General features: G+C 39.8%; 27 protein-coding genes and 3 pseudogenes. 14 read left to right on the top strand and 16 right to left on the bottom strand.

Annotation, left to right across the window (positions count from 1 at the left end; genetic code table 11):
• Nucleotides 1-2: 2 nt before the first annotated feature.
• Both OO773_RS02075 and OO773_RS02070 read right to left on the bottom strand, forming a co-directional pair.
• Nucleotides 3-2,228 (bottom strand): AAA family ATPase, encoded by a 2,226-nt coding sequence (locus OO773_RS02075; RefSeq protein WP_006563961.1) that lies wholly within the window; start codon nt 2,226-2,228, stop codon nt 3-5.
• Entirely contained in the window at nt 2,228-2,644 is a 417-nt protein-coding gene (locus OO773_RS02070; protein ID WP_040499074.1) for a universal stress protein, read from the bottom strand. Before OO773_RS02070 ends, OO773_RS02075 begins: the two co-directional genes overlap by 1 nt.
• Nucleotides 2,645-2,758: 114 nt before the next feature.
• Between OO773_RS02070 and bioD the strand changes: the two genes are divergently transcribed.
• The 4 genes from bioD to cmoA all read left to right on the top strand — a co-directional run bounded on the left by bioD (nt 2,759) and on the right by cmoA (nt 5,603).
• A complete protein-coding gene (bioD, locus tag OO773_RS02065) occupies nt 2,759-3,418 on the top strand; it encodes a dethiobiotin synthase (protein WP_006563959.1) in 660 nt (219 codons plus the stop codon).
• 69 nt (nt 3,419-3,487) lie between these two features.
• Entirely contained in the window at nt 3,488-4,129 is a 642-nt protein-coding gene (gene sodB / locus OO773_RS02060; protein WP_006563958.1) for a superoxide dismutase [Fe], read from the top strand.
• Nucleotides 4,130-4,131: 2 nt separating this feature from the next.
• Entirely contained in the window at nt 4,132-4,908 is a 777-nt protein-coding gene (locus tag OO773_RS02055) for a thiazole synthase (RefSeq protein WP_034375848.1), read from the top strand.
• Nucleotides 4,905-5,603: a carboxy-S-adenosyl-L-methionine synthase CmoA gene (gene cmoA / locus OO773_RS02050; RefSeq protein ID WP_006563957.1), complete on the top strand. Its 699-nt coding sequence runs from the start codon at nt 4,905-4,907 to the stop codon at nt 5,601-5,603. Before OO773_RS02055 ends, cmoA begins: the two co-directional genes overlap by 4 nt.
• Here the strand turns inward: cmoA and OO773_RS02045 are convergent, their stop codons facing one another.
• Nucleotides 5,604-5,738: a hypothetical protein gene (locus OO773_RS02045; RefSeq protein WP_255298823.1), complete on the bottom strand. Its 135-nt coding sequence runs from the start codon at nt 5,736-5,738 to the stop codon at nt 5,604-5,606.
• Between the two features lie 1,170 nt (nt 5,739-6,908).
• Here OO773_RS02045 and OO773_RS02040 point away from each other — a divergent pair.
• Together OO773_RS02040 and OO773_RS02035 are read left to right on the top strand one after the other, a co-directional pair.
• Entirely contained in the window at nt 6,909-7,319 is a 411-nt protein-coding gene (locus tag OO773_RS02040; RefSeq protein ID WP_040499073.1) for a hypothetical protein, read from the top strand.
• The gene (locus OO773_RS02035; protein WP_080552431.1) at nt 7,279-7,968 is read left to right on the top strand and encodes a vWA domain-containing protein; all 690 of its coding nucleotides are present in this window, start codon (nt 7,279-7,281) and stop codon (nt 7,966-7,968) included. The genes OO773_RS02040 and OO773_RS02035 overlap by 41 nt, the downstream gene beginning before the upstream one ends.
• A gap of 340 nt (nt 7,969-8,308) precedes the next feature.
• On the opposite strand, the gene OO773_RS02030 is transcribed toward OO773_RS02035, so the two are convergent.
• The 3 genes from OO773_RS02030 to OO773_RS02020 all read right to left on the bottom strand — a co-directional run bounded on the left by OO773_RS02030 (nt 8,309) and on the right by OO773_RS02020 (nt 12,487).
• Nucleotides 8,309-10,204 carry a relaxase/mobilization nuclease domain-containing protein gene (locus OO773_RS02030; protein WP_040499072.1) on the bottom strand — a complete coding sequence of 632 codons (1,896 nt, stop codon included), beginning with the start codon at nt 10,202-10,204 and terminating at the stop codon, nt 8,309-8,311.
• A 1,084-nt stretch (nt 10,205-11,288) separates the two neighbouring features.
• Nucleotides 11,289-11,420, bottom strand: coding sequence for a hypothetical protein (locus tag OO773_RS02025; protein ID WP_256624001.1), 132 nt, complete (start codon nt 11,418-11,420; stop codon nt 11,289-11,291).
• Nucleotides 11,420-12,487 carry a tyrosine-type recombinase/integrase gene (locus tag OO773_RS02020; RefSeq protein ID WP_034375873.1) on the bottom strand — a complete coding sequence of 356 codons (1,068 nt, stop codon included), beginning with the start codon at nt 12,485-12,487 and terminating at the stop codon, nt 11,420-11,422. The genes OO773_RS02025 and OO773_RS02020 overlap by 1 nt, the downstream gene beginning before the upstream one ends.
• An 873-nt stretch (nt 12,488-13,360) precedes the next feature.
• Here OO773_RS02020 and OO773_RS02015 point away from each other — a divergent pair.
• Together OO773_RS02015 and OO773_RS02010 are read left to right on the top strand one after the other, a co-directional pair.
• On the top strand, nt 13,361-14,041 hold the full coding sequence (locus OO773_RS02015) for a hypothetical protein (RefSeq protein WP_233424244.1): 681 nt from the start codon (nt 13,361-13,363) through the stop codon (nt 14,039-14,041).
• Entirely contained in the window at nt 14,013-14,675 is a 663-nt protein-coding gene (locus OO773_RS02010) for a hypothetical protein (protein ID WP_233711664.1), read from the top strand. The genes OO773_RS02015 and OO773_RS02010 overlap by 29 nt, the downstream gene beginning before the upstream one ends.
• On the opposite strand, the gene OO773_RS02005 is transcribed toward OO773_RS02010, so the two are convergent.
• Entirely contained in the window at nt 14,672-15,358 is a 687-nt protein-coding gene (locus tag OO773_RS02005) for a hypothetical protein (RefSeq protein WP_143159247.1), read from the bottom strand. The two genes, OO773_RS02010 and OO773_RS02005, sit on opposite strands and share 4 nt — an antisense overlap.
• A 77-nt stretch (nt 15,359-15,435) precedes the next feature.
• Between OO773_RS02005 and OO773_RS02000 the strand changes: the two genes are divergently transcribed.
• The gene (locus OO773_RS02000) at nt 15,436-16,200 is read left to right on the top strand and encodes a Fic family protein (protein WP_050780180.1); all 765 of its coding nucleotides are present in this window, start codon (nt 15,436-15,438) and stop codon (nt 16,198-16,200) included.
• 23 nt (nt 16,201-16,223) lie between these two features.
• Here OO773_RS02000 and OO773_RS01995 read toward each other — a convergent pair whose 3' ends face one another.
• The 5 genes and pseudogenes from OO773_RS01995 to OO773_RS09930 all read right to left on the bottom strand — a co-directional run.
• Complete coding sequence (locus tag OO773_RS01995; protein WP_264828650.1) at nt 16,224-17,546, bottom strand: type IV secretion system protein; 1,323 nt, start codon at nt 17,544-17,546, stop codon at nt 16,224-16,226.
• Entirely contained in the window at nt 17,536-17,826 is a 291-nt protein-coding gene (locus OO773_RS01990) for a hypothetical protein (RefSeq protein WP_232048861.1), read from the bottom strand. Before OO773_RS01990 ends, OO773_RS01995 begins: the two co-directional genes overlap by 11 nt.
• Nucleotides 17,827-17,876: 50 nt before the next feature.
• A pseudogene (locus OO773_RS01985) lies at nt 17,877-18,963 on the bottom strand (RNA-guided endonuclease InsQ/TnpB family protein).
• Nucleotides 18,917-19,342 (bottom strand): annotated as a pseudogene (gene tnpA, locus OO773_RS01980) (IS200/IS605 family transposase). The pseudogenes OO773_RS01985 and tnpA overlap by 47 nt, the downstream one beginning before the upstream one ends.
• A gap of 14 nt (nt 19,343-19,356) precedes the next feature.
• Nucleotides 19,357-19,449, bottom strand: a pseudogene (locus OO773_RS09930) (IS200/IS605 family transposase); the annotation flags it as partial.
• On the opposite strand from OO773_RS09930, the gene OO773_RS01975 reads away from it, so the two are divergent.
• Nucleotides 19,442-19,837: a hypothetical protein gene (locus tag OO773_RS01975; protein WP_264828649.1), complete on the top strand. Its 396-nt coding sequence runs from the start codon at nt 19,442-19,444 to the stop codon at nt 19,835-19,837. The pseudogene OO773_RS09930 and the gene OO773_RS01975 sit on opposite strands and share 8 nt — an antisense overlap.
• Here the strand turns inward: OO773_RS01975 and OO773_RS01970 are convergent.
• The gene (locus OO773_RS01970) at nt 19,730-20,083 is read right to left on the bottom strand and encodes a hypothetical protein (RefSeq protein WP_064430156.1); all 354 of its coding nucleotides are present in this window, start codon (nt 20,081-20,083) and stop codon (nt 19,730-19,732) included. The two genes, OO773_RS01975 and OO773_RS01970, sit on opposite strands and share 108 nt — an antisense overlap.
• Nucleotides 20,084-20,293: 210 nt before the next feature.
• Here OO773_RS01970 and OO773_RS01965 point away from each other — a divergent pair, with 210 nt between their 5' ends.
• Nucleotides 20,294-21,103 carry a hypothetical protein gene (locus OO773_RS01965; protein WP_073117564.1) on the top strand — a complete coding sequence of 270 codons (810 nt, stop codon included), beginning with the start codon at nt 20,294-20,296 and terminating at the stop codon, nt 21,101-21,103.
• 36 nt (nt 21,104-21,139) lie between these two features.
• On the opposite strand, the gene fic is transcribed toward OO773_RS01965, so the two are convergent.
• The 3 genes from fic to OO773_RS01950 all read right to left on the bottom strand — a co-directional run bounded on the left by fic (nt 21,140) and on the right by OO773_RS01950 (nt 22,290).
• On the bottom strand, nt 21,140-21,733 hold the full coding sequence (gene fic, locus OO773_RS01960) for a protein adenylyltransferase Fic (RefSeq protein ID WP_006564286.1): 594 nt from the start codon (nt 21,731-21,733) through the stop codon (nt 21,140-21,142).
• 85 nt (nt 21,734-21,818) lie between these two features.
• Nucleotides 21,819-22,010 (bottom strand): hypothetical protein, encoded by a 192-nt coding sequence (locus OO773_RS01955; RefSeq protein ID WP_167531094.1) that lies wholly within the window; start codon nt 22,008-22,010, stop codon nt 21,819-21,821.
• Nucleotides 21,976-22,290: a type II toxin-antitoxin system death-on-curing family toxin gene (locus OO773_RS01950; RefSeq protein WP_064430158.1), complete on the bottom strand. Its 315-nt coding sequence runs from the start codon at nt 22,288-22,290 to the stop codon at nt 21,976-21,978. The genes OO773_RS01955 and OO773_RS01950 overlap by 35 nt, the downstream gene beginning before the upstream one ends.
• Before the next feature lie 250 nt (nt 22,291-22,540).
• Here OO773_RS01950 and OO773_RS01945 point away from each other — a divergent pair, with 250 nt between their 5' ends.
• The 3 genes from OO773_RS01945 (at nt 22,541) to OO773_RS01935 (ending at nt 24,096) form a co-directional block, all read left to right on the top strand.
• A complete protein-coding gene (locus OO773_RS01945) occupies nt 22,541-22,753 on the top strand; it encodes a hypothetical protein (RefSeq protein WP_176485214.1) in 213 nt (70 codons plus the stop codon).
• 333 nt (nt 22,754-23,086) lie between these two features.
• On the top strand, nt 23,087-23,443 hold the full coding sequence (locus tag OO773_RS01940) for a hypothetical protein (protein WP_050780179.1): 357 nt from the start codon (nt 23,087-23,089) through the stop codon (nt 23,441-23,443).
• 2 nt (nt 23,444-23,445) lie between these two features.
• Nucleotides 23,446-24,096, top strand: a complete 651-nt coding sequence (locus OO773_RS01935; RefSeq protein WP_232087201.1) for a nucleotidyl transferase AbiEii/AbiGii toxin family protein — start codon at nt 23,446-23,448, stop codon at nt 24,094-24,096.
• The last annotated feature ends 214 nt before the right edge of the window (nt 24,097-24,310 follow it).

The following is a 24,310-nucleotide window of genomic DNA, read 5'->3' as shown; positions in this document are numbered from 1 at the left end:
CCTTAAGATGTTGGGGTGGTTTTCTTGCGAATCTTGCGCGAAAGAGGGGTGGATACAACTTGGATATTTTGGTTACGCAAGATAACCCTAGCACTCCCTCCATCTTTGAGTTCACCAAATAAAATCGCATCGCTAAGCGGGACTTTGATATGTGTATGCACTAATTTTTCCACCACCCGCGCGCCCAATGGGTCTTTTAAACATAAATTGGCCAAGTGCGTGATAGCCTGTTTTTCTAAAGATAAACTGACATTTCTAGGGGTTAAAAGCGCCTCTAATTTTTTGCATTCTTTTTGCACAATGCTTTCTAAATTCTCTAAACTAAGAGGTTTAAAAGTCAGAATAGCATCTAATCTGGAGCGCAACTCTGGACTGAGTAATTCTTTAAGAGCTTTTTGGTATTTGTGGGTGTGATCTTCTAAAAAGCCCATTTGCCCTAATGCATCACTGCCTGCGTTGGAAGTTAAAATCAAAATAGCGTGGCTAAAATCTCCTTTTTTACCGCTATTATCTGTGAGGCTAGCATTATCTGTAATCTGCAAGAGTAAATCGTAAATATTGGGGTGGGCTTTTTCAATTTCATCAAGCAAAAGCACACAACGGGGGTGTTTTCTAATCGCATTGATCAAAAGCCCGCCCTGCTCAAAGCCCACATAACCCGAAGGTGCGCCGATAAGCTTAGAAATGCTATGGGCTTCTTTGTATTCGCTCATATCAAACCGTTCTAAATGCAAATGCATATGTTTGGCTAGGACTTTGGCTAATTCTGTTTTACCCACCCCACTAGGCCCTACAAATAAAAAACTAGCCACAGGTTTTTTTGTAGCAATAAGACCGGAGGCATGGATTTTAATAGCGCTGACTAGTTTAGAAATGGCTATCTCTTGGGCAAAAACCTCTTTTTTAATCTGTTCCTCTAGGTTTTTTAAATGGTTTTTCTTCTCAAAACTGATATGAGATTTTGGAATATCAATTTTAAAGGAAAGCACATTTTCAATATCATTTTTAGAGATAGTGGGGGTATTACTACCCGGGGCATAAATCTTTTTAAAAGAACCTGCCATGTCCATTAGATCAATAGCCTTATCCGGAAGAAAATTTTCATGCAAATAGCGCACAGAAAGATCCACACATGCCTTTAGCGCCTCTTTGGTGTAGTGTACCTTATGGTGTTTTTCATAATAGCCAGAGAGATCGTCTAAAATCGCGTAACAATCTTGTTTAGAGGGCTCTAAAATATCAATCTTACTAAAACGGCGGCAAAAAGCTTTGTCTTTTTCAAACACCGCTCTAAACTCATCAAAGGTAGTGGCTCCGATACAACTTAAACTCCCATCAGCTAGCATGGGCTTTAAAATATTAGCCCCGTCTAATGATCCAGCACTAGAAGCTCCAGAGCCTAAAACTGTGTGGATTTCATCAATAAAAAGAATATTTTTGGGGTTTTTTTGCAATTCTTTTAGGGTTTTTTTGAGTCGTTTTTCAAATTCCCCGCGGTATTTTGTCCCCGCTACCATGCCACTTAAATCTAGCGCATAGATACGATAATCGTATAAAAATTTAGGCACATTGCGCTCTACAATCTTGAGAGCCAACCCCTCAGCAATGGCGGTTTTTCCCACACCCGGTTCACCCACCAACAAAGGGTTATTTTTCTTACGCCGACCCAAAACTTCAATTACTTTTTGGATTTCAGCATCGCGATGGGATACCGGATCAATGGCGTGATCTGCGGCTAAAGCATTTAAATTTCTAGCAAATTTTTTAAGCGCAGAGGTTTTTTCTTTAGAAAAGGCAAGGGGAGGTTGTTCTAAAATCTTAGGGCCATCTACCCCGTAGGATTTAATAATATCAGTAGCATAGCATGGGATTTTTTCTACCATGAGCCAGAGTAAATCCTGTACATCTAAAACCTTGTAGGGCATTTCTTTAGCATAACGGCTTAGACTCTGAAAGAGCTTAGCAAGTTGTTCATCATTAGTTGGAATCTTGCCATGGCCTTCTAAAGCATTTTCATAGGTAGAGACATGCTCAACTAGGTAATTTTGGGCTAACTGCTTGGCTTCTGTGATGTCAATATCTAAATGCCTTAAAAACCCTTGTATCTCTTTATCATTGAGCATGATAAAAAGGACATGTTCGGGAGTGATGTAGCGGTGGGATAATTTAGTAGCCAAAGCCAAAGCAGCATTAAGGAGACGATTAAGTCTAGTTGTAATGGGTGGCATTACTTAGCCACCAAAACAGGAATAGGCGAGTTATCAATAAAACTATTCTGATGCGATCCAAAAAGTTTATAAAACATAGAGGATTCGCTAGCTCCAATTACTAAGAGATCAAAGCCGGGGGCCATCTCCAACACCACATCTACCGGATTACCCATTTTTAAAACCGCTTCGCAGGCAATTTGTTGTTGGGTAAAGAGTTGTGTAAATTCTTCAATGAGTTTACTAGATTGCTCATTGGCTACGACTTCTGTTTGGCTATAATTCATGATTCCACTCTCCGGATAAATTAACACCTCTGGACTTACATGCACTAGCGTAAAGTGCACGCCCTTGATTCTAGAGAATAATCTAATCGCCGCATCTACACCGCTTCTACACTCCTGTGTATCGCTGATTCCAAAAAGCACTCTAAGCATGGCCAATCCTTACAGCATTTTATGCGCGTTAATTATAAAAAAGTTAAACTTAAAAGTATCGTTATTGGAGTTCGTGGTTTATAATAATGCCTACACCACTGCAAGGATTAAGTCATGTACCGTTCTATTTTTGTGAGCGCAACTAATACGGGAGTGGGAAAGACAACCTTAGCTAAGCAAATGGCTAAACTTTATAATGAAAAGGGGATTAAAACACTCTTAGCAAAACCCATTGAAAGTGGCGTGCAACAAGGAGGCTTAGGAGATGGGGGTTTATTTTTAGAGGAAAATCTCCATGTAGATGAAAATCTCCGCATGGAAGATATTAGTTTTTACCGCTATGTTTTACCGGCTAGTCCTTTTGTGGCTGCGCGCTTTGAGCCACACCTCCCACCCATTGATTTTAAACAAATTGAGAAGAAGTTAAAAGCTTTGCAAGAGCGTTGTGATCTTTTAATTGTTGAGGGAGTGGGGGGGTTATTAGTGCCCTTAGATGAAAAGGTTAAAATTATCGATCTAGCTCTTGCCTTGCGTTCTAAGATTTTGCTCATTAGCCCAAGTAAACTAGGCATGATCAATGATTTATTGCTCAACCAATACTATCTTAGCACCCATAAGCTAGATTATCAAATCACTATCAACATGCCTGATGCCCGTTCTTATTACCAAACCAGTAAGCCCTACATTGACTACCTAAATTCCACTCTCAAAGACCCTATTTTAATTTTTCAAGAACAAACTTCTCTTTTGCTTGATAAGCTTTTAGAGTCTTGAATCTCCTATTTATCAAAAATGTAGCTAAAGTGATTATAATAACTTTCCATTTTTGAATAAGGAGTATGCATGTTTGTTTTAAGAGATTTGCCCTACAGCAAAGATAGCATGGGAGATTTTTTAAGCCCTGTGGCCTTTGATTTCCACCATGGCAAACACCATCAAGGTTATGTCAACAATCTTAACAACCTCACTAAAGAGGGGGAATTCAAAGATAGCGATCTCTTTAGCATCATTAATAAGGCTAGCGGAGGTGTTTTTAACAACGCAGCCCAAATCTATAACCACGATTTTTACTGGGATTGCTTAAGCCCTAAAGCTACAGAAATGACTGATGAACTTAAAAGTGCCTTAGAACACGATTATGGCTCTTTAGAAGCCTTTAAAGAAGCCTTTATTAAAAGCGCAACGACTCTTTTTGGCTCTGGTTGGAACTGGGCGGTTTATAACCCCACTAATGGCAAAGTTGAAATTGTGCAAACCAGCAACGCCCACACCCCCGTAACGGATAAAAAAGTCCCCCTTCTGGTAGTAGATGTATGGGAACATGCTTACTATATTGATCACAAAAACGCCCGCCCGGTCTATCTGGATAAATTCTACCACCATGTTAACTGGGCCTTTGTTTCTCAATGTTTGGAATGGGCTAAAAAAGAGGGAATGGGTTCTGTAGACTACTACATCAACCAAATTGTGCATAAGAAAGCCTAGTGATGCACGATCCGCTCATCATCGGTTCTCAAACTTTTTCCTCTCGCCTTATCGTGGGCAGTGGCAAGTATAAAGACTTTGCCACCACTAAAGAGGCCACTCTAGCTAGCGGGGCAGAAATGCTAACCGTTGCGGTTAGACGGGTTAATATCACCGATTCAAGTAGCGAGAATCTACTAGACACCTTCAAAGACACCAATATTAGCTTTTTACCCAATTCAGCCGGCTGCCACAGCGCTAAAGAAGCGCTTGCCCTTTTTCGCCTTGTTAAAGAAGCTACAGGTATTACTTTTATTAAGCTTGAAATTATTGGTGATGAGAGAACACTCTATCCTGATGTGATAGAAACTTTAAGCGCCTGTGAAACTTTAGCCAAAGAGGGTTTTTGTGTGCTAGCTTATACCAATGATGATCCAATTATGGCTAAAAAACTAGAGGAGGCCGGTGCTAGTGCGATCATGCCTTTAGCCTCGCCTATTGGGAGTGGTCTTGGGATTCAAAACCGCTATAACATTGGCTTTATTAAAGAGACTGTGAGCGTACCTGTAATTGTTGATGCGGGGGTGGGCTGTGCTTCAGATGCGAGTATTGCTATGGAACTTGGAGCTGATGGAGTGTTAACTAACTCAGCCATTGCACTAGCCCAAAATCCGGTTTTAATGGCTGAGAGCATGAAATTTGCTGTACTGGCTGGCCGTAAAAGTTATTTAGCCGGTCGTATCCCTAAAAAAGCCTATGCTAGCCCTAGTTCTCCAGTTTTTGGTTTAGCTAAACTTTGAAAGATACTCTCTTTAGTAGCGCTCTACCTAAGCGTTTTGAATTTGATGCAGAGGTGGCCTCTGTCTTTGATGACATGTTAGAGCGCTCTATCCCCTACTATGAAGAAACCCTTAAACTAGCTAGCCACTTTGTAGCACAGGATTTAAACGGAGTTGTTTACGATCTGGGCTGTGCTACGGGTAATTTTTTAGCCACCCTTGCTTCCAAAGTAGATCCACAAACCCCCTTAGTGGGCGTAGACAACGCACAGGCCATGCTTAAAAAGGCTCAAGAAAAATGCGTGCATTTTTGCATTTCTTGGCGCTGTGAGGATATTTTGCAGACAAATTTAGAGGAGGCAGGAGCAATAGCACTACTCTACACTTTGCAATTTATTAGACCACTGCAGCGCCAGAGCCTAATGAGTCGTGTTTTTGAAAACCTCAAACCCGGGGGTGTAGTCGTCGTGGCCGAAAAGATGATGAGTTTAGATCGTATCTTAGATAAACAAATGATCGCCCTCTACTATCTTTATAAACAAGCTCAGGGTTATAGCCTTAATGAAATTAGTTTTAAGCGCGAAGCTTTGGAAAATGTACTTGTACCCTACAGTTTGCAAGAAAACATAGCCTTGCTTGAGCAAGCCGGCTTTAAAACTGTAGAGGTGCTATTTAAATGGGTTAATTTTGGACTCTTAATTGCGCGCAAAATCTAATTAGTGATAAAAATCTTTCAAATTACCAAGTCTAATACTAGTAGGGTATACTTTTTCTTGCATTTTTTCCACCACCACACAATCAGACCCTAGATTTTGCATTTGCTCATAGGTGGCAATTACCCCCTCTTTCAAGCGTAGGGCTGTTTTTAGCCAATAGGCTAATGCAAATTAGGCTTACCCATGAGGGCTTTAACCCCGTCTTAACAAAGTTTTACATGTAAAATTTCTTCTAGTGGGATTTTTAAAATAAAAGGTATGTGGGAGGAAAAAATGCGGGACTAGGTGGTGGAAATAGCAGGCATAGAAACATACACTTCACCACATGGGCGAGGATAAGGCCACGCTCCGGAGGCTAAAGTAGGCACATGTTGGAATGTTGGGACATTAAAAGTACAAGAAATCAAAAACGACTACACCGAGATGAGCACGGAGGAATTACTAGAAATTGCTAATGCCCCCGCTACAGAGGAGCAAGAGGCAGAAGAAGAGCTAAAAGAACTTATTAGCCCCACACAAGAAAGCGATGTTGGTTAGCCCGGAGCTCCACACCGCCTAAGAAATGCCTATTTTGCGCGGGTTTAAAGGTGTGTGAGAGCTCTAAAGGTGATCAAGAGCTCTTGCACACTAAGCTACTACTAAAACCACCGCTCCCGCACGAGTCAAAGTTAAGGTCAAGAAAGGAAAAAGGGCTAGCTTAAATGGGGCTTAAATAGGGGTTTAAGTATTATAGTCTTAAGCTTAGATAACTTGAGTATAATAGGCTAAAATTAAAAAGTGGTGAGCGTGTGGCGTGCCAGAAAAAACCTCAAGAAAATAACGCTAGCAGGGGGCGCTAAATAGGCGGTATTACAAAGATAGCAGAGCTCACCACACCCAAACCGCTCTTACAAACCTACAAAATCACATAAAATCTTATAAAATTCTATAAAGTGTATAGACTAAGGGCATGCAATTTTTGTTGTATTACTGTTTCCACCATGCTGGTTACTAACTGGTTTTTTGTGAGATCAGCTAATAGAGCCGTTATGTCCGCTAGGCTAATTTGGCAGGAGCTCTGCTTATTAGCCCTTTGGTATATCTAGTTAACTCCACCATCTGCTTTTTTGCCACAAGAAGGGTTTGCACTGCTAGCTAAAAGGTTTACTGCTAAATTCAAACTTTTAGAAACAATAGTATTCCCACCTACAATCTGGATTCTAACTCTTGGCAAACTTTTTTTATGCCCTGTACTAGCTCCTTTATTGCTAGTAAACTAAAGTTCTCTGGAAGGTGTAATTCTAATACCATCTGTATTGTTCTCCTATGCAAACGCCACATGATGAAAACTTAGAAGTAATCCCCGATTACTGGCACTTGTATGGGGTAGATACTAGCAAACACTATACGCGAATAACACGCGCGGCCTACAACCCTTATAATCCTAGAAACAATGAGATTAAGAAGGTAGAGGCTTATGTACGCAAAGAAATAGCGGGCTTTGATATTACAAAAAGGCATTTTACTTTTGAGGAAAAACACCGCCTACTAACATTTATTGATCAATGCCGCCATGAAATAGCGCCCACTCTTGTTTTACATATCTTGCATGAGACGCGCGGGGCTGAAGTGCGCCTAGCTGGGATCTACAAGTGGCTTAGCAAACTGAGTGAATGGCGTAGATACTTCAAAGAACATGAAACTAATTACAGCCCTGACAGAATTGACTTTGCTTAACGATCCCGATCTGGAATTGCTCTTTGATCTAAAATACATCACCAAACAGCTTTTTTGCTTTGAAAAACAAGGGTTTGTACAAAAGCAGTTAGAGGGCATAGAGGAGGTAGAGATTGAGTTGCAAAAAGAGATAGAAAAACAAGAGGAACAAAGAGGGCCTATTATTATTTGTGTAGATACAAGTGGCTCAATGAATGGCGCGCCTGAGATCACAGCTAAGGCTATCACGCTTGCTTTAGCCTCACGGGCTAAAAGAGAGAAGCGGGGGTGTTATCTGATTAACTTTAGCACCCAAACTAGCGCGATGGATTTAAGTAAAGCCGGAGGGATAGCGCGCCTTAATCACTTTTTAACCATGAGTTTTGGGGGCGGTACAGATGTACTGCCGGCTTTACACGAGGGTTTGCAGATGATGCAAAGGGAAAATTACAAAAAAGCAGATTTGCTAGTTATTTCTGATGGCTATTTTGGAGAACTAGATAACAGTATCATGCAGCAGATGCAACAAAAACGTAAGGATAAAAACCATTTTTACCTGCTAGATATAAATGGCAACTCAGGGGCTAAGCACGCTTTTGATAAGCATTGGGTGTATGATAGCCATAATAAAAACACTAGAGTACTTTGCCAGTTACAAGAGAGTTTGTAGGGGTTTTAAAAGTGAAAGGTTGACATGCCCTCTTTTTAAGATTAAATTTTAATTCCCCTAAAAGATTGCTCAATGTTTAGCTGTTTTATCCTATCCTTCCTAAAAGTAAATACCCCTAAAAGAACACAAAACCTTTAAACATCTCAATTTTACGATTGGCTTCTCTATGAGGACTATACACGGACGCGCGTTACTCTTGGGTAGTCTTGCTCAAGTGATGTACCTAAGTTGTGACAATGAGATATTTGGTTCATGTGAGAATGGAACTTTTCAGCCACCTCTAAGTCTCAAACTAAAATCACGGCTAAGTATAACACAATTTTTCACCTTTTTTCCCTAGTTAGCGTCCTTTGCCCTTTTTTGTAACTGAGACTTCACTAGGTTCATGTAGTTGTTGTGGTTGGTCTTGGAGCTCTTGATATTGGGTGCGTTGCTGCTGTTGCCTGAACTCTGCTATGTCTTGAGCCATTGTTTGGATTGTTTTTTGTTGTTCTTGCATCATCTGCATCATCGTATGCAACATAGTCTCTTGAGAGTTCTCTGTAGTAGCTAATCCTTGTTGTGTAGCAACCGCTTGGTATGGCTGGTCTAGATCAACATTAGATTTAAGCGTGCTGCCACTCTGTGTTTGCCATTGTTGGCGTTTAGCCATGGTTGGGTTGGAAGCTTTTCCCCGTTCTGTTTTGAGTTTTTGCAAGAGTTGCTTAGCATCTTGCAAGATGAATGGTAAATCTTTAGCATGGTTGTTTAAAAAACGATTGGCGCTGAGTATTTCTCTAGCAATGCAAGATAGGCTTTTGCTTGTGCGTGCCAGAGAGCGGTTGTTTTTGATTAAGTCTTGGCTAAGCAACAGGTTTTCTTGTTCTTTTTGGGTTGTGGCTTGTTTGAGCTGTTGTGCCCATTCATTCCAGATATGATCTAAGTCTTCTTTCTCTTGTTGGAGAGCATCGAAGCGTTGCACCAAGAAAGCTAGGCGTTCATTAGCAATGTTGAGCAGTGTTTGTTGGTTGCTATGGATAATGGCTAGTTGTTTGTCTTTAGCACTGGAGCTGGCTTCTTTGAGCTGTGGGATGATGTGCTCTAAAGTGTTGAGTTTATAAAAGTGGCGCTTGAGATTTTTAAGCGTGGGTTTTTGGTGGTTTAGAGCTTGAGCGATGTGATCTAAGAAGTTAGGGTTGATGAAGTTTCTCTCTTGGGTGGTGCGCTGCATTTCTATTTGACTTTTGAGCTCAGAGATACACATCAAAGTCTTTTTGTCTAGATAGCGCTTGTCTAGGTGTTGGTATTGCTCATAGATAGCTTGCTTTTTTTGCAAAAGCGTAAAGCCTCTGGTTTGTTTTTCAAAAAGCACATCTGTGTAGTCTTGCCAAGCCTTGAGAGCTTCTTTTTGTTCTGAATGCCTTTTGTGTTGGCGCTCTATAGCTTGATAACCCATGTCTAGTAGTTTTTTAGTCTGCTGGTTGTAGTGTTCTTGCTGGCTAGAAAAATCTTTTTCTGCTTGCTTTTCTTCCTCTCTGATGGTGCGCAAGCGCTCTTTTAGATTATCTAGGACTTTTAGGCTAGGCTGGTTGGTATATAAGTGCTCAGGGGTTTTTAAATACGCATTGATACGATAACTAAATTCTTCTCTCAAATCGTGGAAAAATTCTTTGCAATCTGTGCGCTTAGCAAAGCGTAATCTCTTTCTAGTGATTTGGTTAGTCTTGTTGATGAAGCAATGGATGTGGGCGTGTTGTTGGTGAGAGTGAGGCACTAAGGCAAACTTATAATCAGGCATACAAGTTCTAAGCGTTTCAAAAGTAGCGTGGAGCAATCCATGCATCACAAGCTCATCGGGTTTTTCTTTAAGAGAAAAGACTAGATGCATCGCCTCATTGCAGTCTTTGAGCACATCAAAGTCCCGTTTCCACTCCTCTAAAATATCCTCTAATTTATTTTGATCAAACCACTGGGTATAGGCTAGTTTGCTGTCTGTGTTTTTGAGCGCATATCCTAGAGCATTTCTTAAGTGCGCGTGCTTCATCTGTCCAATGTTTTTGATCACCACAGGAGTCTTTGTCTCATCGCAAGCAAACTTAGAGGGCGCACCACTCTGTGCAAAGTTATTTAAACGGATTAAAAGTTTGGCATTATAAGTGTCTGTATTGGGTCTAGCTCTCTTGGGTCTAACAATCTCATCTATCCAGTCTAAATTGGGCTTGTAATCTAGTGGTGTATCTTTGATCTTGCTATCCAAAAATTTTTCCCTTATTTTTCCTGCTCTTTTTGGCTCAATTGTAGCTAAAAAATTTTTGAAAAATTTGAGATAAAAGAGAGGATAAAAATAAGGGAAGTTTTAAAGCGTGCAGGATAACACAAAGTGGTAGATCACTTTGTGGCTTTAAGCCCCTGTATAGCGGGATTTTCACGCGTTTTTTGTTGATCTAACACTTTTTAGGTGTTTTTAGAGCTTTGGTGTTGAAAAATTTTTGAGTTTCATGTGCAAGGCTCGTTGCAAAAATTTCTGCAAAAATTTTTGAGATCATGGAGAGAAAAATTTCTTGTGAAAAGAGCAGTCTTGGCTCAAGGTTTTTTGTGCTTGTAGTGGTGAAAGCGTTATAAGGCAACAAATCAAAGCTAGAGATAGATAAAGGTTTTTGAGTAGATGATACCACCAATCCAATAAACTCAACGCTGTTTAAAGCAAAATTTTTTGTAGTGTGCCCATTTGTGGTTTGAGAGGGTCTTTGGAGTGGGCGCACAGAGTTACTGGTTTTGAGTTGTATAAAGTTTTGGAGGCGATTGCGCTTGAATAAGGGAAGAATTTTAGCGTTTTTTTGTTTGCATACAAGAGCTCTTACTATTAGTATTCTACTCAAGGTTGTTTGATTTCTAAGGGAACTAAAAGAAAAAGAGATTTTAGAACTTGTCGGAAAATTTAAAAGAACTCATGGGTAACATCTTAAGAATTAACTGGAGGTGCATAGTGTTTGAACTTGTAGCAAATGGCAAGAACTCACGGTGAATAGATTTTAGAACTTATAAGAAATTTGTAAGGACTGTTCTATGAACTCCGCCTTTGCTAAGATGTGAGTGGCCAGAGATGCCTATGAGAACTTGCTGGTGAATCACCCACCCGCTAAAGACGGGTGGGATTTCTGCTGAAGGCTCTTAAACCCAAAAAAACTGAGGTGTTAACCCATACAAGAACTCTTATTACTAACCAAGAGAACTAACAGAAAAATTTTAGAAGAATTCATGAGTAACACCTCTAAGAATTAACAGGTGAGAGAACTAATAGAAAACTTTGGCTGTTAGAGCTCAGTATAGAATTGTGCTAGTTATCTTTTCTGTTTTAAGCTGTGTGCTAGCCGGTATAACTTAGCCTGCTCATTAACGCTTCTATAGCTAAAGCGGGTGGCTCTAGCTAAAGGCAAAGATTTAAGAGAAAGCGAATTTTCATCCTCTTGCATTATTGTTTGTTTAAAAGTGTGTCAAACACACAGGCAACTTTTTTATTGTGCTCTTGGGTAGTGTGGATGTAGATTTTGGTAGAGAGTAGGGAGTTATGCCCTAGAGCTCTGCTAGTTAAAACTAAGTCCTGCGTCTCTTGGTAGATAAGGGTAGCAAAACTATGTCTAAAAAGATGCAGACCTGTGCCATATGCTTGGGAGTGCTTGATATTGGAAAGTTTAAAAATCTTAGCGATGAAGTTTTTGAGTTGGCATGTTCTTTGGGATAGTGTGGCTTTTTTGAAAAGAAATACCCCATTGAAGTGTTGGAGTCTTTTAGCATCACTGATCCAATCATGCAGAGCTTGTTCTAGGATAGATTTTCTGATATAAGCCTTTCTCTCTTTCCTGTTCTTGCCCATCACAAGAATGGAGTAATTTTGCTCTTCAGGCTTAATGTTCTTGAGCTCAAGGTTTAAAACTTCAGATTTGCGCAAACCACCTAAGATCACAAGCAAGAGAATACACTTGTTGCGTTTTTCATAACTAGAGCGTGCTTGGTAGTTTAAAAGGGTCTTGATAAAGGCTTTTAAGTCTTGTGCGTTTAAGTGTTTGGGCAGAGTTTGTGTTGTTTTAGCAAAGGCAAGGTTTTTAAGAGAGAAGTCAAAGTGATACCCGCGTTTTCTATCCAAATAGTTAAAAAATTGCCTCAGATACATCACATACTTAGCCATAGAGCTAGGTTTTCTAGTTTGGGCTAGTTCAAAGAGAAAGCTAATTACTTGCTCCTCAGTAAGGCTTTTAAAGCTTTTTAGTTTGATCTGGGTTTTGAAGTGAACAAAGAACAAAAACAAAACCCGCATCATTAAGATATGGTTGATGCCTTGATTATAGAGTGCGTGGCAGAGACGCTCTAGCGCGCTGATGTTTGGGCATTTTAAAATCTCCTCTTGGTAGCAGAGCACCTTAGCCACATCTTTTAAAGCCTGTACCGGTGTAAAGTTTTTGATTTTGTAGTGTAAAAATGCCTTGATATTTTCAAAGAGCTCTCTTTGTGTGCGACTCAAAGGCAAGAGCTCGTTTTCCATTTTTTCCATTTTTCTCTTCTCCTTGATTGGTTTAAGTTAGTCAGGACATGTAAGAATGGAACTTGCAGTGGATTTTTTAGCTTTGAGCTCTTATAGAGATTAGAACTAACTAGCTACAGACCAGCCTACAGACCAGCAAAATTAATAAATCTCTAAGGTTCTAAGATACGCTGTGTAGGGACTTTAAATGAAAGATGGAAAGATTTTTCCAACCAATTATAAATCTTAATAAGGGAAAGAGCTTTAGCTCTTTCCTACCTATTGACATGAACATGTGAATTAGACATGAGAGCGGATTTTTTTAAAATTTTCTTAAAATTCTTTGGACATGGCATGTCAGTGGAGGAACTAATTCCGGTGCAGATTCTGTTGTTTTGAAAAGAGAATGGATTGGCATGTTTTTCTTTTTAAAATTTAAAAGTTTTCTTAAAAAAAGTAATGTAGACATGGCGAGGGAGGAGTGAGTGCTGTTGCGTGTTAGAGTGTTGTAGGTTGTAGGTAGGTGGTGTTCTCTTTAGTGGTTAGCTGCATAATCGCGAAAAACACAGCATGGATGGTTGTAGTGATGTCTAGCAATAAAGTGCAGGATTGTGTAGGTGTAGAACACGGGAGCGTGCTTTTATGGTTGCAGGGCGATTTTGTTGTAGTAAACCTAAGAGTTCATTGACTAGTATTGCTTGCTGAGGCAAAAGAACTTGGCATAGTGAGATTTGCGGGGAAGCGATCAAGAGAAACCTCATAATTAAGTTTTTCTTAAGGTTTTAAGAGCGACGCGCAATTTTTTAAGTTTTGATTAAGGTTTACCTTAGAAATTCTCAGACCTAAATATGCCACATTTAAGGGTGGGCGTGTATAATGCAAGAAAGGAGAGTTATGTCAAGTAGACCTTTCCTATCTCTCATCTTATCTAGCACTCTGGGCGTGTCTAGTGCCCTAGCTACTGGTATGCTAACCTATGATGCAGAGGCTAATGCTCACCTAGCTACTTCTAACAGCCAACAAACCACCATGATAGGCAAAATGGTAGATGGGCTTAGAAAGTATGAGGAAATGATTTCTAAAGCTCAAGAGCAAATTGCCCAGTTGAACAGGGTTAATAACCTGATGAATAGGGCAAATGCTTTGATTAGTGGGAGTGCTATTACGATTGCTAATCCTATGAGACTCTTAGAACAATTTAAAAGTCAGATAGCCAGTATCCAAGCTAACTATGAAGATTTAAAACAGGCGGTGCAAAATTTTGATATTAGAGATAAATTAAGAGACAAGTATTTAGAGAGAAAATGTCCATGGCTAGATATGAGTAAGCTCACTCATAACAAAGTCCTAGACTTTCATAATTTGAGCGCAGCTATCTCTCAAGCTGGGAAACAAACAGCCTTGATCAAAGATGCACAGGCTCTCATTAAACAATTAAGTGAAAGCACTTATTCTAATTTGCAAGGCTTGGAGGGGGAATTGAGCGGAGCGGCTTTAGGGGTGATGTTGTGCGAAACCCTCAATGAGAAGGAGGATGAGTTGGCATATGATAATCTCACCCATAGAGGAATCTAAGGCAATTCTTAGAGGGGATTGGCAAAAAGTCAATCAGATACGCTTGCAAAAGGCCTATAACCGGTTACAACAAAAAATCAAAGAGGAAAACGCCCTGCAGCTAAAAATCCAACCTTTGATGGCAAGATTAGATACACTCAGAGCAGAATTAGGCGTAACTGATAAAAATGCCAATGACAACCCACAAAAAATCCAGTATTGTAGAGAAAATCCAGAAACCCACACTTGTGAGCCTATCTTGCTTAATAAAGACAAGCTTTCTAACGATTTGGATCAAACCACTAAGGAATTTCAAGAAGCTTTAGTTGGTGCTCAAGACAAGGATGCCCAATCTCAAGTTCTTGCAGACTATAACCAAAAAATCAGAACTCTCACCCTCCAGTATTTAAGAGAGATCACTAACCAGCTTTTGTTTTTGAATAAGACAATGGCGATGCAATCAAACCTCATGGCTTTTCTCACCCAGCAAGATCGCCTCGCACATGCTACCAGCGATAGCCTCAACACAAGTAAGATGAAAAATGCCAAGAGCAGGAGCTCTATATGTCAGAGCGTGCAATGCCCCGTGTTAGAAAAAGTCAACAGAGATGCCCAAGGGCGTATTGTGTGGCAATGGGGAAATTCTAGCTTCTAGCGAAGACTAGGTGCTAGACCAGCATCCATCTGTTTTTTGCATTCTTTTGCTGTTGTCTTATCCAGTGGGGCATAGCTGTGATTTTTGGCGAGATTTCGGGCAAACACCCTATAACACTTGATGAGTTTTGTTTTATCTCCTTTGGGAGGTCCATCCCAGTTGGGTTCTCCATCAGTCTTTGGAGCAATGAATAACACAGGCTCTAGATCACGGGTGATAAGAAATGAAGGAGGGTGCATTCTATATACGCTCATTCTAACATACGCCTTACAAGTTCTATCCCCCTTGATGTAATCCTGCCCTTTTGCTAATCCATCCGCCATTTTTAAATAGCATTGAGATAGGATCATAGCTATCTTTTCGTTTCGTTTGTTACTTTTTTGATTAGCCAAGCGATCCTTGTATAACGCCTTGCCATGCTCAGCACTCTTACACATACTCTCTTGTTCCTTGCTTAAGTTTTTTCCTTGTTGTAAGGCATCCATAGCTAGTTCATCACATTTTTTCAGTACACTTTTACGCTCCTCATCGTGGGTAGCATAGTATTCAGCACTCTTAAATGCCATTAGAGGAGAGACAAGACAAGAAGCTAGAGCCACAGAGCCTAAAACACATGAAAACCGCTGCATACCAAGATTTCCTTTTGTTTTTATTACAAGTCTTGATTGTAGCATATTTTCCACACTTAGTTATGAGAAGCGTTGTAACCTTGTTGTATAATACCCCTCTCTTTGAGAAATGGTAAAAATGGAGAATAGCTGTGGCACTCAATCTAAGCGCCTTATCCTTCTTAGAAAAAGAAAGACTTTTTAAAACCCTGCGTACCAGCATTACCCACCACAGCAATGCCTTAGAAGGACTGAGTCTTAGCTTTGGAGAAACAAAGACTTTGTTAGAGAGTGGTAGAACTGCCCACAATAAACCTATCCATGAACAACTCATCATTCTAGGATTTGCCAATGCCTATGATGCCATTATCAGAGAAGCTAGCAATCCTAACAGACTTTTAGACACGGCATTTATCAAGGACATCCACTACCTTGTCTTTGAAGACGCCCTAAAGACCATGCCCCATCTCATTCCTAAGCCCATTGGGGCTTTTAGAAGCAATGAAGCTAGAATTGTCGGCTCTAGTGTAGAGATCACTCTGCCCCATCTCATTTCTCAAGAATTAGAAAATCTGCTTTTCAAATACCCTAGCAATAATCTAAACCTAGAACAGATCGCTCTCTTCCATGCACGCTTTGAACAAATCCACCCCTTTAGCGATGGCAATGGAAGAACAGGGCGACTTATCATGGCATACCAAACTATCCAAAATGATCTCATCCCTCCACTTATTCTCAACGAGCAAAGGACAGAGTATTTAAACCTTTTAGAAAAATGTCAAGTGCAAGACAATTCAAAAGAATTTGCGCATTTTCTACAACTTTGCCAACAACAAAGTTTAGAGTTGATTAGAAAAACTCAAGAAATATCCTCAGAAAACCAAATGAACTCTAAGCATAGGCGTGGTAGGAGGTAATTGTCCCTACTCTTACCAGTTGCTCATTGTGAATCATTCCTTTCAGTCGTATTTTCACCACCCTTAGTATTGCTAGCACTCACACTATGACTTACAGATTCAGGATGGCTATTTTGTCCCATACCTAAAGCACTTTTGATACTCTGCACGCCAAACTTCACTCCAGAGCTCAGCGCCTCTTTGTCTGTTAGAGCGCTCAAGCCCCCTGTTGCTCCCATTGTAGCTAGAGCCCCTAGACCTGCTCTTAGACCTGCTAACCCTCCTCCTGCACTTTGGTAAGCTTGGCTCATTTTATTAGCTGCCATTACCATAGAGCCTCCTACAACCACACCTCCAGCTGTCATGCCTATTTTTTGCATCATCTCAGTGATAGCCCCCACGCCTCCGCTTGTGCCAAAAATATTGTTGATAAAGTCTGGGATGCGTTTGACAAGATAGAAGCAAATCATAGAAGCCAAAATAATGATAATGAAATAGCCGATGATGTCTAAAAATCCTCCCATATCCTTATTTTGCTGTTGGAGTAATTGATTAGCCCCATTAAATGCTCCCGCCTCTAGCTCATTTCTTGTAGGAATTCTTATCGTGATGAAGTTTAAAACCTGCAAATTGAAAAATGCTACTAAAGTCATACAAGGCTGGTAGAAAGTCAGAGATATTAATTTTTTCAAATAGCTAAACAACATCCCCTTAGTTTGGGGGAATAATGCTAAAGGCAAGACCACAATGCCTAAAGCTAGCCAAATAGCCATTTCTACAGAGACTAGTAACACAATAATAAGCACCAGTCCTAAAAACAAGATTTGTGCCACAACCAATAACAAAAATACAATTAGTTGTGGAAAAACTTGAAAAAATAGCTTGAAACCTAAATCGTGGAATACAGAATCATAGAGGTGTGTAATAGTGTAATAGGTGCTATTTACCAATGTGCCTAAAGATTTATCTAGGGATGCGGAGGGAGGATAATTTTTTAAAGCTACGATGTTTTTGTTGATAGCAACACTAATCACATTGCTCAAGGCATTAGCAGGTGTTGTAATGATCTCTCTTATTTTTGTCATAAATTCTATAGGCTGTCCTATAGCCCAATTCAACACTCCCATAAACACAAAGAAAACTAATACACCCATTAAGGTTTTCAGTTGGAAAATATCGCCCTCTTTAAGCCGCCGATATGCCCACCACATAAACAAAAAGGAGATGATAATGTTCAGACTCAGTTGGACATGGAAAAGGTCTGTTATAGATTTTGCTAAATCACCCGTTAGCTTTTGTGAGGGTGAGACAAAGAAAGATAAGATGGTGTCGTATATGCTTAAATTCTTATCTATGCTATTTTCCATGCCATCTCTTTTTGAATTTTGATTCTACCTGTGTGCGTGCCTTTTCTAATCTGTTTGTAGTGCTGGTATTAAAATCTTTGATTGTGGCAATATTTTCTAATTTCTCTAAAATCTCTCTTTTGCTCTTGGTATAGACATAGGGGTTTTCTAACTGCTCAAGTCCCCTAGAAACATACCCATACACACTACTGGCGTTTGCACTTGTTTCCCCTATAATCTGGCTTAGTCTGAGATCATCGTTACAATCTTTGGCAAAGGGGGTGTAGATTTCTGTTGACATACTCCCCATAGCTAAAGCTAGGGGATTCTGGGATCATCAAAGCTTGCCCGCTAGGCGGGTCTTACAGCTTCTCCTCCAAGAGTGGATGCCCCCACTCTATGAATATTAATGCTTGCGTTTAAATCTCTATCCAAAGAAAACCCACAAGAGGGGCAATTAAAGATTCTATCTTTGAGGCTCAAGTCCTCTTTAACCTCCCCACAGCTAGAACAAGTTTTAGAGCTGGGATAGAATCTATCAATCTTAACCACTTGGGTTTTTCTCTCCAAGATAGCCACAAACTCACCAAAAGCCAAATCATTAATCTTGCGCCCCCAAAGTTTAACCATACCCTTCAGGTTCAAATCTTCAATGAAAATAGTGGCGTATTGTTTGGCTAGGCTATTAGCAATCTTGTAGAAAAAGTCTTTTCTAAGATTTTGGACTTTGCGGTGCAATCTAGCAAGTTTTAGCCTAGCCTTTAGGCGGTTATGACTGCCTCTTTTCTTTTTGGATAGGGAGCGAGAGCAAGCACGGATCAAAGGCAAGAATTTAGAGAAAAATAAAGGCGATGGGATTTGTGTGCCATTAGAGCATGTGAGAAAAGTTTTTAACCCAAAGTCAAGCCCCACGCTGTTACCGCCTGCGGGCTTAAGGTTATCCTCTGTTTCGCACACCAAGCACAAGAAATAATCGCCTAGATTATCTCTTTTAATGGTTAAGGTCTTGGGTTTGCCTGCAAGGTCGTAGGTTTTGACAAACTTAAAGCGATAGCCATTAAAAGAGATAATGTTGTTTTGGATTTTATAACCTGTTCGCCCCTTAAATGTGAAAGATTTGGTATAAAGCCACCTTTTTAAATCGTGGTGGTCTACCTTGTTTCTTAAAAAATCTTTTATAAACCTTGTCTATCCTCCCTACTAGCTCTTGCAAGGTTTGAGAGCCTAGAGTTTTCAAAAAAGCAAAGCGTGCTGTTCTCTTTAGTTTAGTGATATGCTTTTGCAAGGTATAAAGCTTTAAATGCTTTTTAAAAAGTCTAAAATACCGCTTATGCAAAGCGATACAATGATTGTAGCAAATGCCATAAAGGCGCAGAAGTTTGCTTATATGCTTATTTCTGCTTGTGCTGTAGAGTTTCTGCTTGTAGGCGATTAACATAGTCTTTCCACTTGTTTTTTTGCTTGGGTCTTTCAGAGTTTTGCTGGTTGGCGATGTATTGCTTGATCACTTCCAAAGGCGCACACCCCACAGAAGAAATAAAACAAGAGTTTGTCCATAGTGTAGGTAGTCTTGTTCTCAAATGTGCAAACTCTTGTCTTAAAAGCCGACTACTCCTGCCCTTAGCCGTCCTAATAAACTTCATCACCCCAAAGCTAGGATCAACTTCTGCCAAAATATGGATATGATCCTTATCTGTTTCCATCTCCAAAATCTCTACTTCTAGCTCTTGCGCCACTTCCAAAATGATTTGTTTTAACCTTACTTCTACCTGATCTACAAGGACTTTTCGTCTATATTATTTAGGACACCATACAATGTGGTATTTGCAGTTTCTGCTTGTAGGCGATTAACATAGTCTTTCCACTTGTTTTTTTGCTTGGGTCTTTCAGAGTTTTGCTGGTTGGCGATGTATTGCTTGATCACTTCTTTATTATGCTCTAAAGAGCATGCACCTTATATCCCCATAGCTAAAGCTAGGGGCTTTACGGCGTGGTTGGTAAGTTTTTTGCAGGTAGTGGGCAATGCAAATAATGGATCGGCTATTGGCCAACATGCTAACAATGTGATCAACACTATTAATTTGATCGGCCTTGATGGACAGACAAACACCTTAGAAGAGTGCTTGAAAAATCTAACTAAAGAATTAGATAACTTTAATAATCTAGCCGGAGCGGGCGATACAATCCAGATTTTTAGCCAAAGTTTAGAAACCTTGATTGATCACCCCGTCAAAGTATGGGGTTTTAGCACCCTTAAGGATAGCACCGATAGCTTTAGAGTTGATAGTTTTAAGGCGGTTTGCTATGCTTAGCTGTGAGCTTTGCTTATAGCCAATGTAGCGTTCTTTGAATTCCTCTAGCGTTGTGCTAAAGGGCACTTCTAGCGGATCGATAAATCTTTTCTTAGCCTGTGCAGCCTGTATTCTTGCCTCTAATTGATCAGCTAGCTTAGCGCGGTTTTTAGCTGTATCTTTTAGCCCTAAGCTCTTGCGAACTCTCTTGCCCTCCTCAGTGTAGTATTCAGCGTATAGCTGGTCTTTGCGTGTGTAAACGCGCATTTGTATTTCCTTTGTTCTAAATTTGTTAAAGCTATCAAGTTGCTTAGCTCGTGTCATCATTTTTCCTACCCCCCTTGGGGATTTGATAGGCTCAAATTTGGCCATTTTTTCAAATGGCTTAGGCTATTGCTAGGAGCTTTGATAAGTTCTTAGCTCTCTAGTTTGGGGGGTTTAGGGGGTTGTTGTGGTTGGGGTTGGGTTGGGTTTAGATTGGATAAAATCTATCTCTTTGGCAAATCCACCTTTGGCAAGGGTAAGCTTTATACAGAGCTAAAGATTATTGAGGCTTTTGTGCTAGAGGCAGCAAGAGATTATCGCCTAATTTATATCCGTGATGAAGCCCACATTGGCACGGAGAAAACTGAAGATACAGAAAAGCTTACTTTTGAAAAACTTTTAGAGGAAAACGCCGCATTCATCCTAAGAATGACCGCCACTTTTGATCAAAAGATCCGCCATCCACGCATAGAGATCACCCAAAGCGAGATTGAAAAGAGTGGGGCAGAGACGGGGCAATACCTTCTTAAAAGCCGCAATATTCTCCTAACAAACGAGGCCTTTGAAGACTCAAAACTCATCGATCAAGCCATAGAAAAATTTAAAGAGATCAAAAAGCATTACCAACAGCTAGAACAAGAGGGGGTATTGATTCGCCCTGCTATGTTGATCCAAGTAGATAACCAGCCAGATCTTACCAAACAACCCGATGCTTTTCTTAAGTGGCAAAACACCTTACAAGAGCTCAAAAACAAGTTTGGAGCACAAGGCTTGTCTTGGGTGCAATACTTTGGGGAAAATCAAAGAAAACCTAGCAAAACAAGCAAGGGTAAAAATGGAGGGAGTGGTGTGGAGTATAACCGCAGTGATAACAATTTGCCCAAGCATACCTTGTTACACAAAATCTCTCAAATCCATGACACACAGATTGTATCATCTTTAAAGTGGGGCCTGCTACAGGGTGGGATATTCCTAGGGCATGTATGTTATTGCGTCTGCGCAATGTATGCTCATCTGCTCTAAGTATCCAAACATTGTTTGTTTGTATTGAGATATTTTTTAGAGTTTGACAAAAGGGTCAAAATATGCACCGCTGTGTAGATTATTATCTAATGCGGATTGTAGTCCCTCATAATAATAAGACTGCACAATACCTTTGAAAATCACTTCTCTATCATTGATCTTATCTGTCAGGTGTGCTCTTAGCAGTGTCTTAAGTTCTAGATCATTAATAGGGCTTCTTTCCATAGCATTTAGATAGGCATTTTTATCCACATACTGCCAATCTATGACTATCCCCAATTCTTTCTTAAGTATGCAATCTAGCCAAATACGTGTAGCGCGGCCATTGCCTTCCATAAAAGGGTGTGCAACATTCATCTCTACATACTTCTCTATAATTTCTTCAAAAGAAGATTGTGGCATCGTTTCAATTTTTTTAAGGGCTTCTTTTAGATACAAAGCAGAGCAAAATTTAAAATAACCCTTGGAGATGTTCTTATCTCTAATCTGCCCTGCAAAATCATACAATCCTTTAAAAAGTGCCTTGTGGATTTCTTGTAAACCTTTAAATGTCCCTACTTCAATCGCATGGATTGCGCCACTTTCAAAAAGTTGGCGAGCATTCTCTAAACTTTGTTCATCTACATTCATTCTTAGTCCTTGAATTGATAAAAGTTTAAAAAGTTTTAAAAAATTTAATTAAGTTGCTTAAATATATCACATTTTTCTAAGACGATTACCTGCTCCTGCCTTTGGAGGGTGTGGGGAGCTCTTTGTGTTGTGGTGTAGAAGAATCTTGGGAGTACCTGTTGTGCAGATCATTATCGGGCGTGGGTATTTTACCCTGTTTAAGAGATTGTAAGTATTGCTCTAAAATGCTTTTTAAATCTGCCTTATCTATTGTCCCCTCTGCAACCTGAACTACCACATCCTCTAAAGTGTTTGCAAATGATGTCCAAAAAGCACATTCCAAGATAAATAGAGGTGCGCTTATTACCATCGTTAAAAGGGTGGAATTTGATACAAGAAAACATCAAGTGCGCAAGCTTATCACAAAAGGAAGGGTAGAAATCATCATTCTGGATATGTTCTAAAGCACTAGCTAAGTAGCCAATACCCGTCTCGCTATGACCCTCCAAACCCTTTTTTGTTGAATCCAAGACCCTACCGTGGATTTTGATTGCCTCCTCCAATGTCAAATACAGCACTATTTATCAGCTAAACGCTCAAAAACTGCTTTCACTTCAGGCTTTCAAGTTCTTTTCTGCAATTCTCCATGGCCCTTTGGACTGCCCTTTCGCGTTCGTCCATCGCCTGCTTATTCTGTATTTGACATTCTCACCTTATTCTGCTCTAAAAGATGATAAGGATAAAAGGATTACCTACTTTAATTTCCTAACAACAACTGAAAATAAAGATTGTCTAAATGCTCTTATAAAGCTCCATGGCAAAATAGACATGGCAAAGATACATGCGATCATTGATAATACCCTAGCATCCACACTGCATAGGGATTTTTTAAAAGTTATCTTGGAAAAACGCAAAGAAAAGATTATGGATGTGGCTTATACAAGAGCTTTAGACTTTGTTTGTAAGTACCAAAGGGATAGTGAATCACAAACACAACAACATAAAGACCCCCCACACCCTCTGAAGGCAAGGAGTAGGTGATTTAACAGGGAGTAGCCCTCCGGAGCCCCAAAAGAGGGATTAAATGCCGTTGTTGCTGTGTGTTTAGCATGACAGGTGATTAGCGGTTTGGAGAATACACGGCTGATCTGGGGTTAAAGGCGCTTAAAAAAAGTATAAGGTTGAGTTTAATATTTTAAGTGTTACAAAATTTTCAAATTGGAATTATTTAAGGTACAATAAATGCGTGGCATTAAAAATTGCAATCAGCCTCGACATACCCCCCATAGCTAAAGCTAGGGGCTTTACGGCGCAATTGGGTAACGATTATAAAGGCTAGAAAAATTCTTAAAATTAGCCGTATATGGTGGTGATATGACACAGCTAGAGGAGTATCAGTATCTTTTCACACACAGAGATATAAAAATCTTGGAATACTTGGCAGAACACAACTACATTTGGTGGGAGACTTATGAAAATGCTATCAACAAACACCCCTTTAGATTAATTGCTAGTGCCATGTGTTTGGCAAATAGTTTGCAAAGCTTTAATGTTTTGATCCAACTCAATTCTAAAATCTTTAAGCATGTTCTTAAGAATGCACAACCAGGTTGGTTTAATCCTAAGAATTGGTATTTTTGGCATTACTTTGTTTATGGTAGTATAAAAGTCCCACCCATACCTGTGCGCTTCAAAGATTACGCCCCAGACTACCGCTTATTCAAGGGATAGAAATGTTCTACAAGGAAATATTGCCACCCGAACAATTAGAGATTTATCCGTATCTAAGACAGATTACAGATCAAGGGTATGTATTATTTGGTGGCACGGCTCTGACACTGCAGTTAGGGCATAGAACATCTGTTGATTTTGATTTTTTCTCAGCTGAGAAGGTAAATAAAGAAGTGTTAAGACACCTACGCGGCTTAGAAATAGCAGAAGTTCTACAAGAGGATCACAACACTTTTGAATTTTTAACTGCAAATCATGTCCATATATCCTGTTTTGGAGAACTTGATTTTGTCAAAAAGGCTCAGCCAACCACTACACCTGATGGTATTTTACGGCTAGCAGACATGAAATCTCTTTTAATCACTAAATTGAAAGTTGTGGTTGATAGGGTAGAAATAAAAGATTATAGGGACATTATTGCAATTCTAAAAACGGGATCTGTCAGTTTAAAGGATGGGTTGGATGGTATCTCTGACTTTTTCACAGGTTCTAATTTTCCAGTTATGCAAATAGCTAAAAGCTTGGTTTATTTTGAAAGCAAAGAATTAGTTGATCTCACACAGGCTGAAAAAAAATATTTAATCCAACAGGTCAGTAATCTTAATCCACAAAATAGCATCAGCCCTGCGTCATCTCATAATAAAAAGCTTTAAATAAAAGTCTAAAATGCTTTGTAACTCACCACAACCGCTTTCAACCTCTAAACCTTTTAGATACTCTCACCAGACTTTACCACTTGCGCCGTAAAGCCCCTAGCTTTAGCTATGGGAAGTATGTCAAAACACCTCAATTCACCCTAGTTATTCAGTTATGGGCTTTTTATTGCCTTGTTATGGGTTTGACTATTTAAAAAACACTCTTGTAAGC

Origin of the sequence: Helicobacter suis HS1, assembly GCF_026000295.1 — a bacterium.
Taxonomy (GTDB): domain Bacteria; phylum Campylobacterota; class Campylobacteria; order Campylobacterales; family Helicobacteraceae; genus Helicobacter; species Helicobacter suis.
Note: the sequence above shows the minus strand (reverse complement) of the source record. Positions and strands in the feature narration are given on the sequence as shown.

Bases quoted from the DNA above. Each gene is read 5' to 3' on its own strand.
- fic (WP_006564286.1), bottom strand. From the start codon at position 21,733: ATGAATGTAGATGAACAAAGTTTAGAGAATGCTCGCCAACTTTTTGAA.
- OO773_RS01940 (WP_050780179.1), top strand. From the start codon at position 23,087: ATGACACAGCTAGAGGAGTATCAGTATCTTTTCACACACAGAGATATA.
- OO773_RS01995 (WP_264828650.1), bottom strand. From the start codon at position 17,546: ATGGAAAATAGCATAGATAAGAATTTAAGCATATACGACACCATCTTA.
- OO773_RS02025 (WP_256624001.1), bottom strand. From the start codon at position 11,420: ATGCAAGAGGATGAAAATTCGCTTTCTCTTAAATCTTTGCCTTTAGCT.
- sodB (WP_006563958.1), top strand. From the start codon at position 3,488: ATGTTTGTTTTAAGAGATTTGCCCTACAGCAAAGATAGCATGGGAGAT.
- bioD (WP_006563959.1), top strand. From the start codon at position 2,759: ATGTACCGTTCTATTTTTGTGAGCGCAACTAATACGGGAGTGGGAAAG.
- OO773_RS02010 (WP_233711664.1), top strand. From the start codon at position 14,013: ATGATAATCTCACCCATAGAGGAATCTAAGGCAATTCTTAGAGGGGAT.
- OO773_RS02040 (WP_040499073.1), top strand. From the start codon at position 6,909: ATGCAAACGCCACATGATGAAAACTTAGAAGTAATCCCCGATTACTGG.
- OO773_RS02020 (WP_034375873.1), bottom strand. From the start codon at position 12,487: ATGGAAAACGAGCTCTTGCCTTTGAGTCGCACACAAAGAGAGCTCTTT.
- OO773_RS01990 (WP_232048861.1), bottom strand. From the start codon at position 17,826: ATGTCAACAGAAATCTACACCCCCTTTGCCAAAGATTGTAACGATGAT.
- OO773_RS01970 (WP_064430156.1), bottom strand. From the start codon at position 20,083: ATGCGCGTTTACACACGCAAAGACCAGCTATACGCTGAATACTACACT.
- OO773_RS01945 (WP_176485214.1), top strand. From the start codon at position 22,541: ATGGCAAAGATACATGCGATCATTGATAATACCCTAGCATCCACACTG.
- OO773_RS02055 (WP_034375848.1), top strand. From the start codon at position 4,132: ATGCACGATCCGCTCATCATCGGTTCTCAAACTTTTTCCTCTCGCCTT.
- OO773_RS02015 (WP_233424244.1), top strand. From the start codon at position 13,361: ATGTCAAGTAGACCTTTCCTATCTCTCATCTTATCTAGCACTCTGGGC.
- OO773_RS02075 (WP_006563961.1), bottom strand. From the start codon at position 2,228: ATGCCACCCATTACAACTAGACTTAATCGTCTCCTTAATGCTGCTTTG.
- OO773_RS02070 (WP_040499074.1), bottom strand. From the start codon at position 2,644: ATGCTTAGAGTGCTTTTTGGAATCAGCGATACACAGGAGTGTAGAAGC.
- OO773_RS01935 (WP_232087201.1), top strand. From the start codon at position 23,446: ATGTTCTACAAGGAAATATTGCCACCCGAACAATTAGAGATTTATCCG.
- OO773_RS02035 (WP_080552431.1), top strand. From the start codon at position 7,279: ATGAAACTAATTACAGCCCTGACAGAATTGACTTTGCTTAACGATCCC.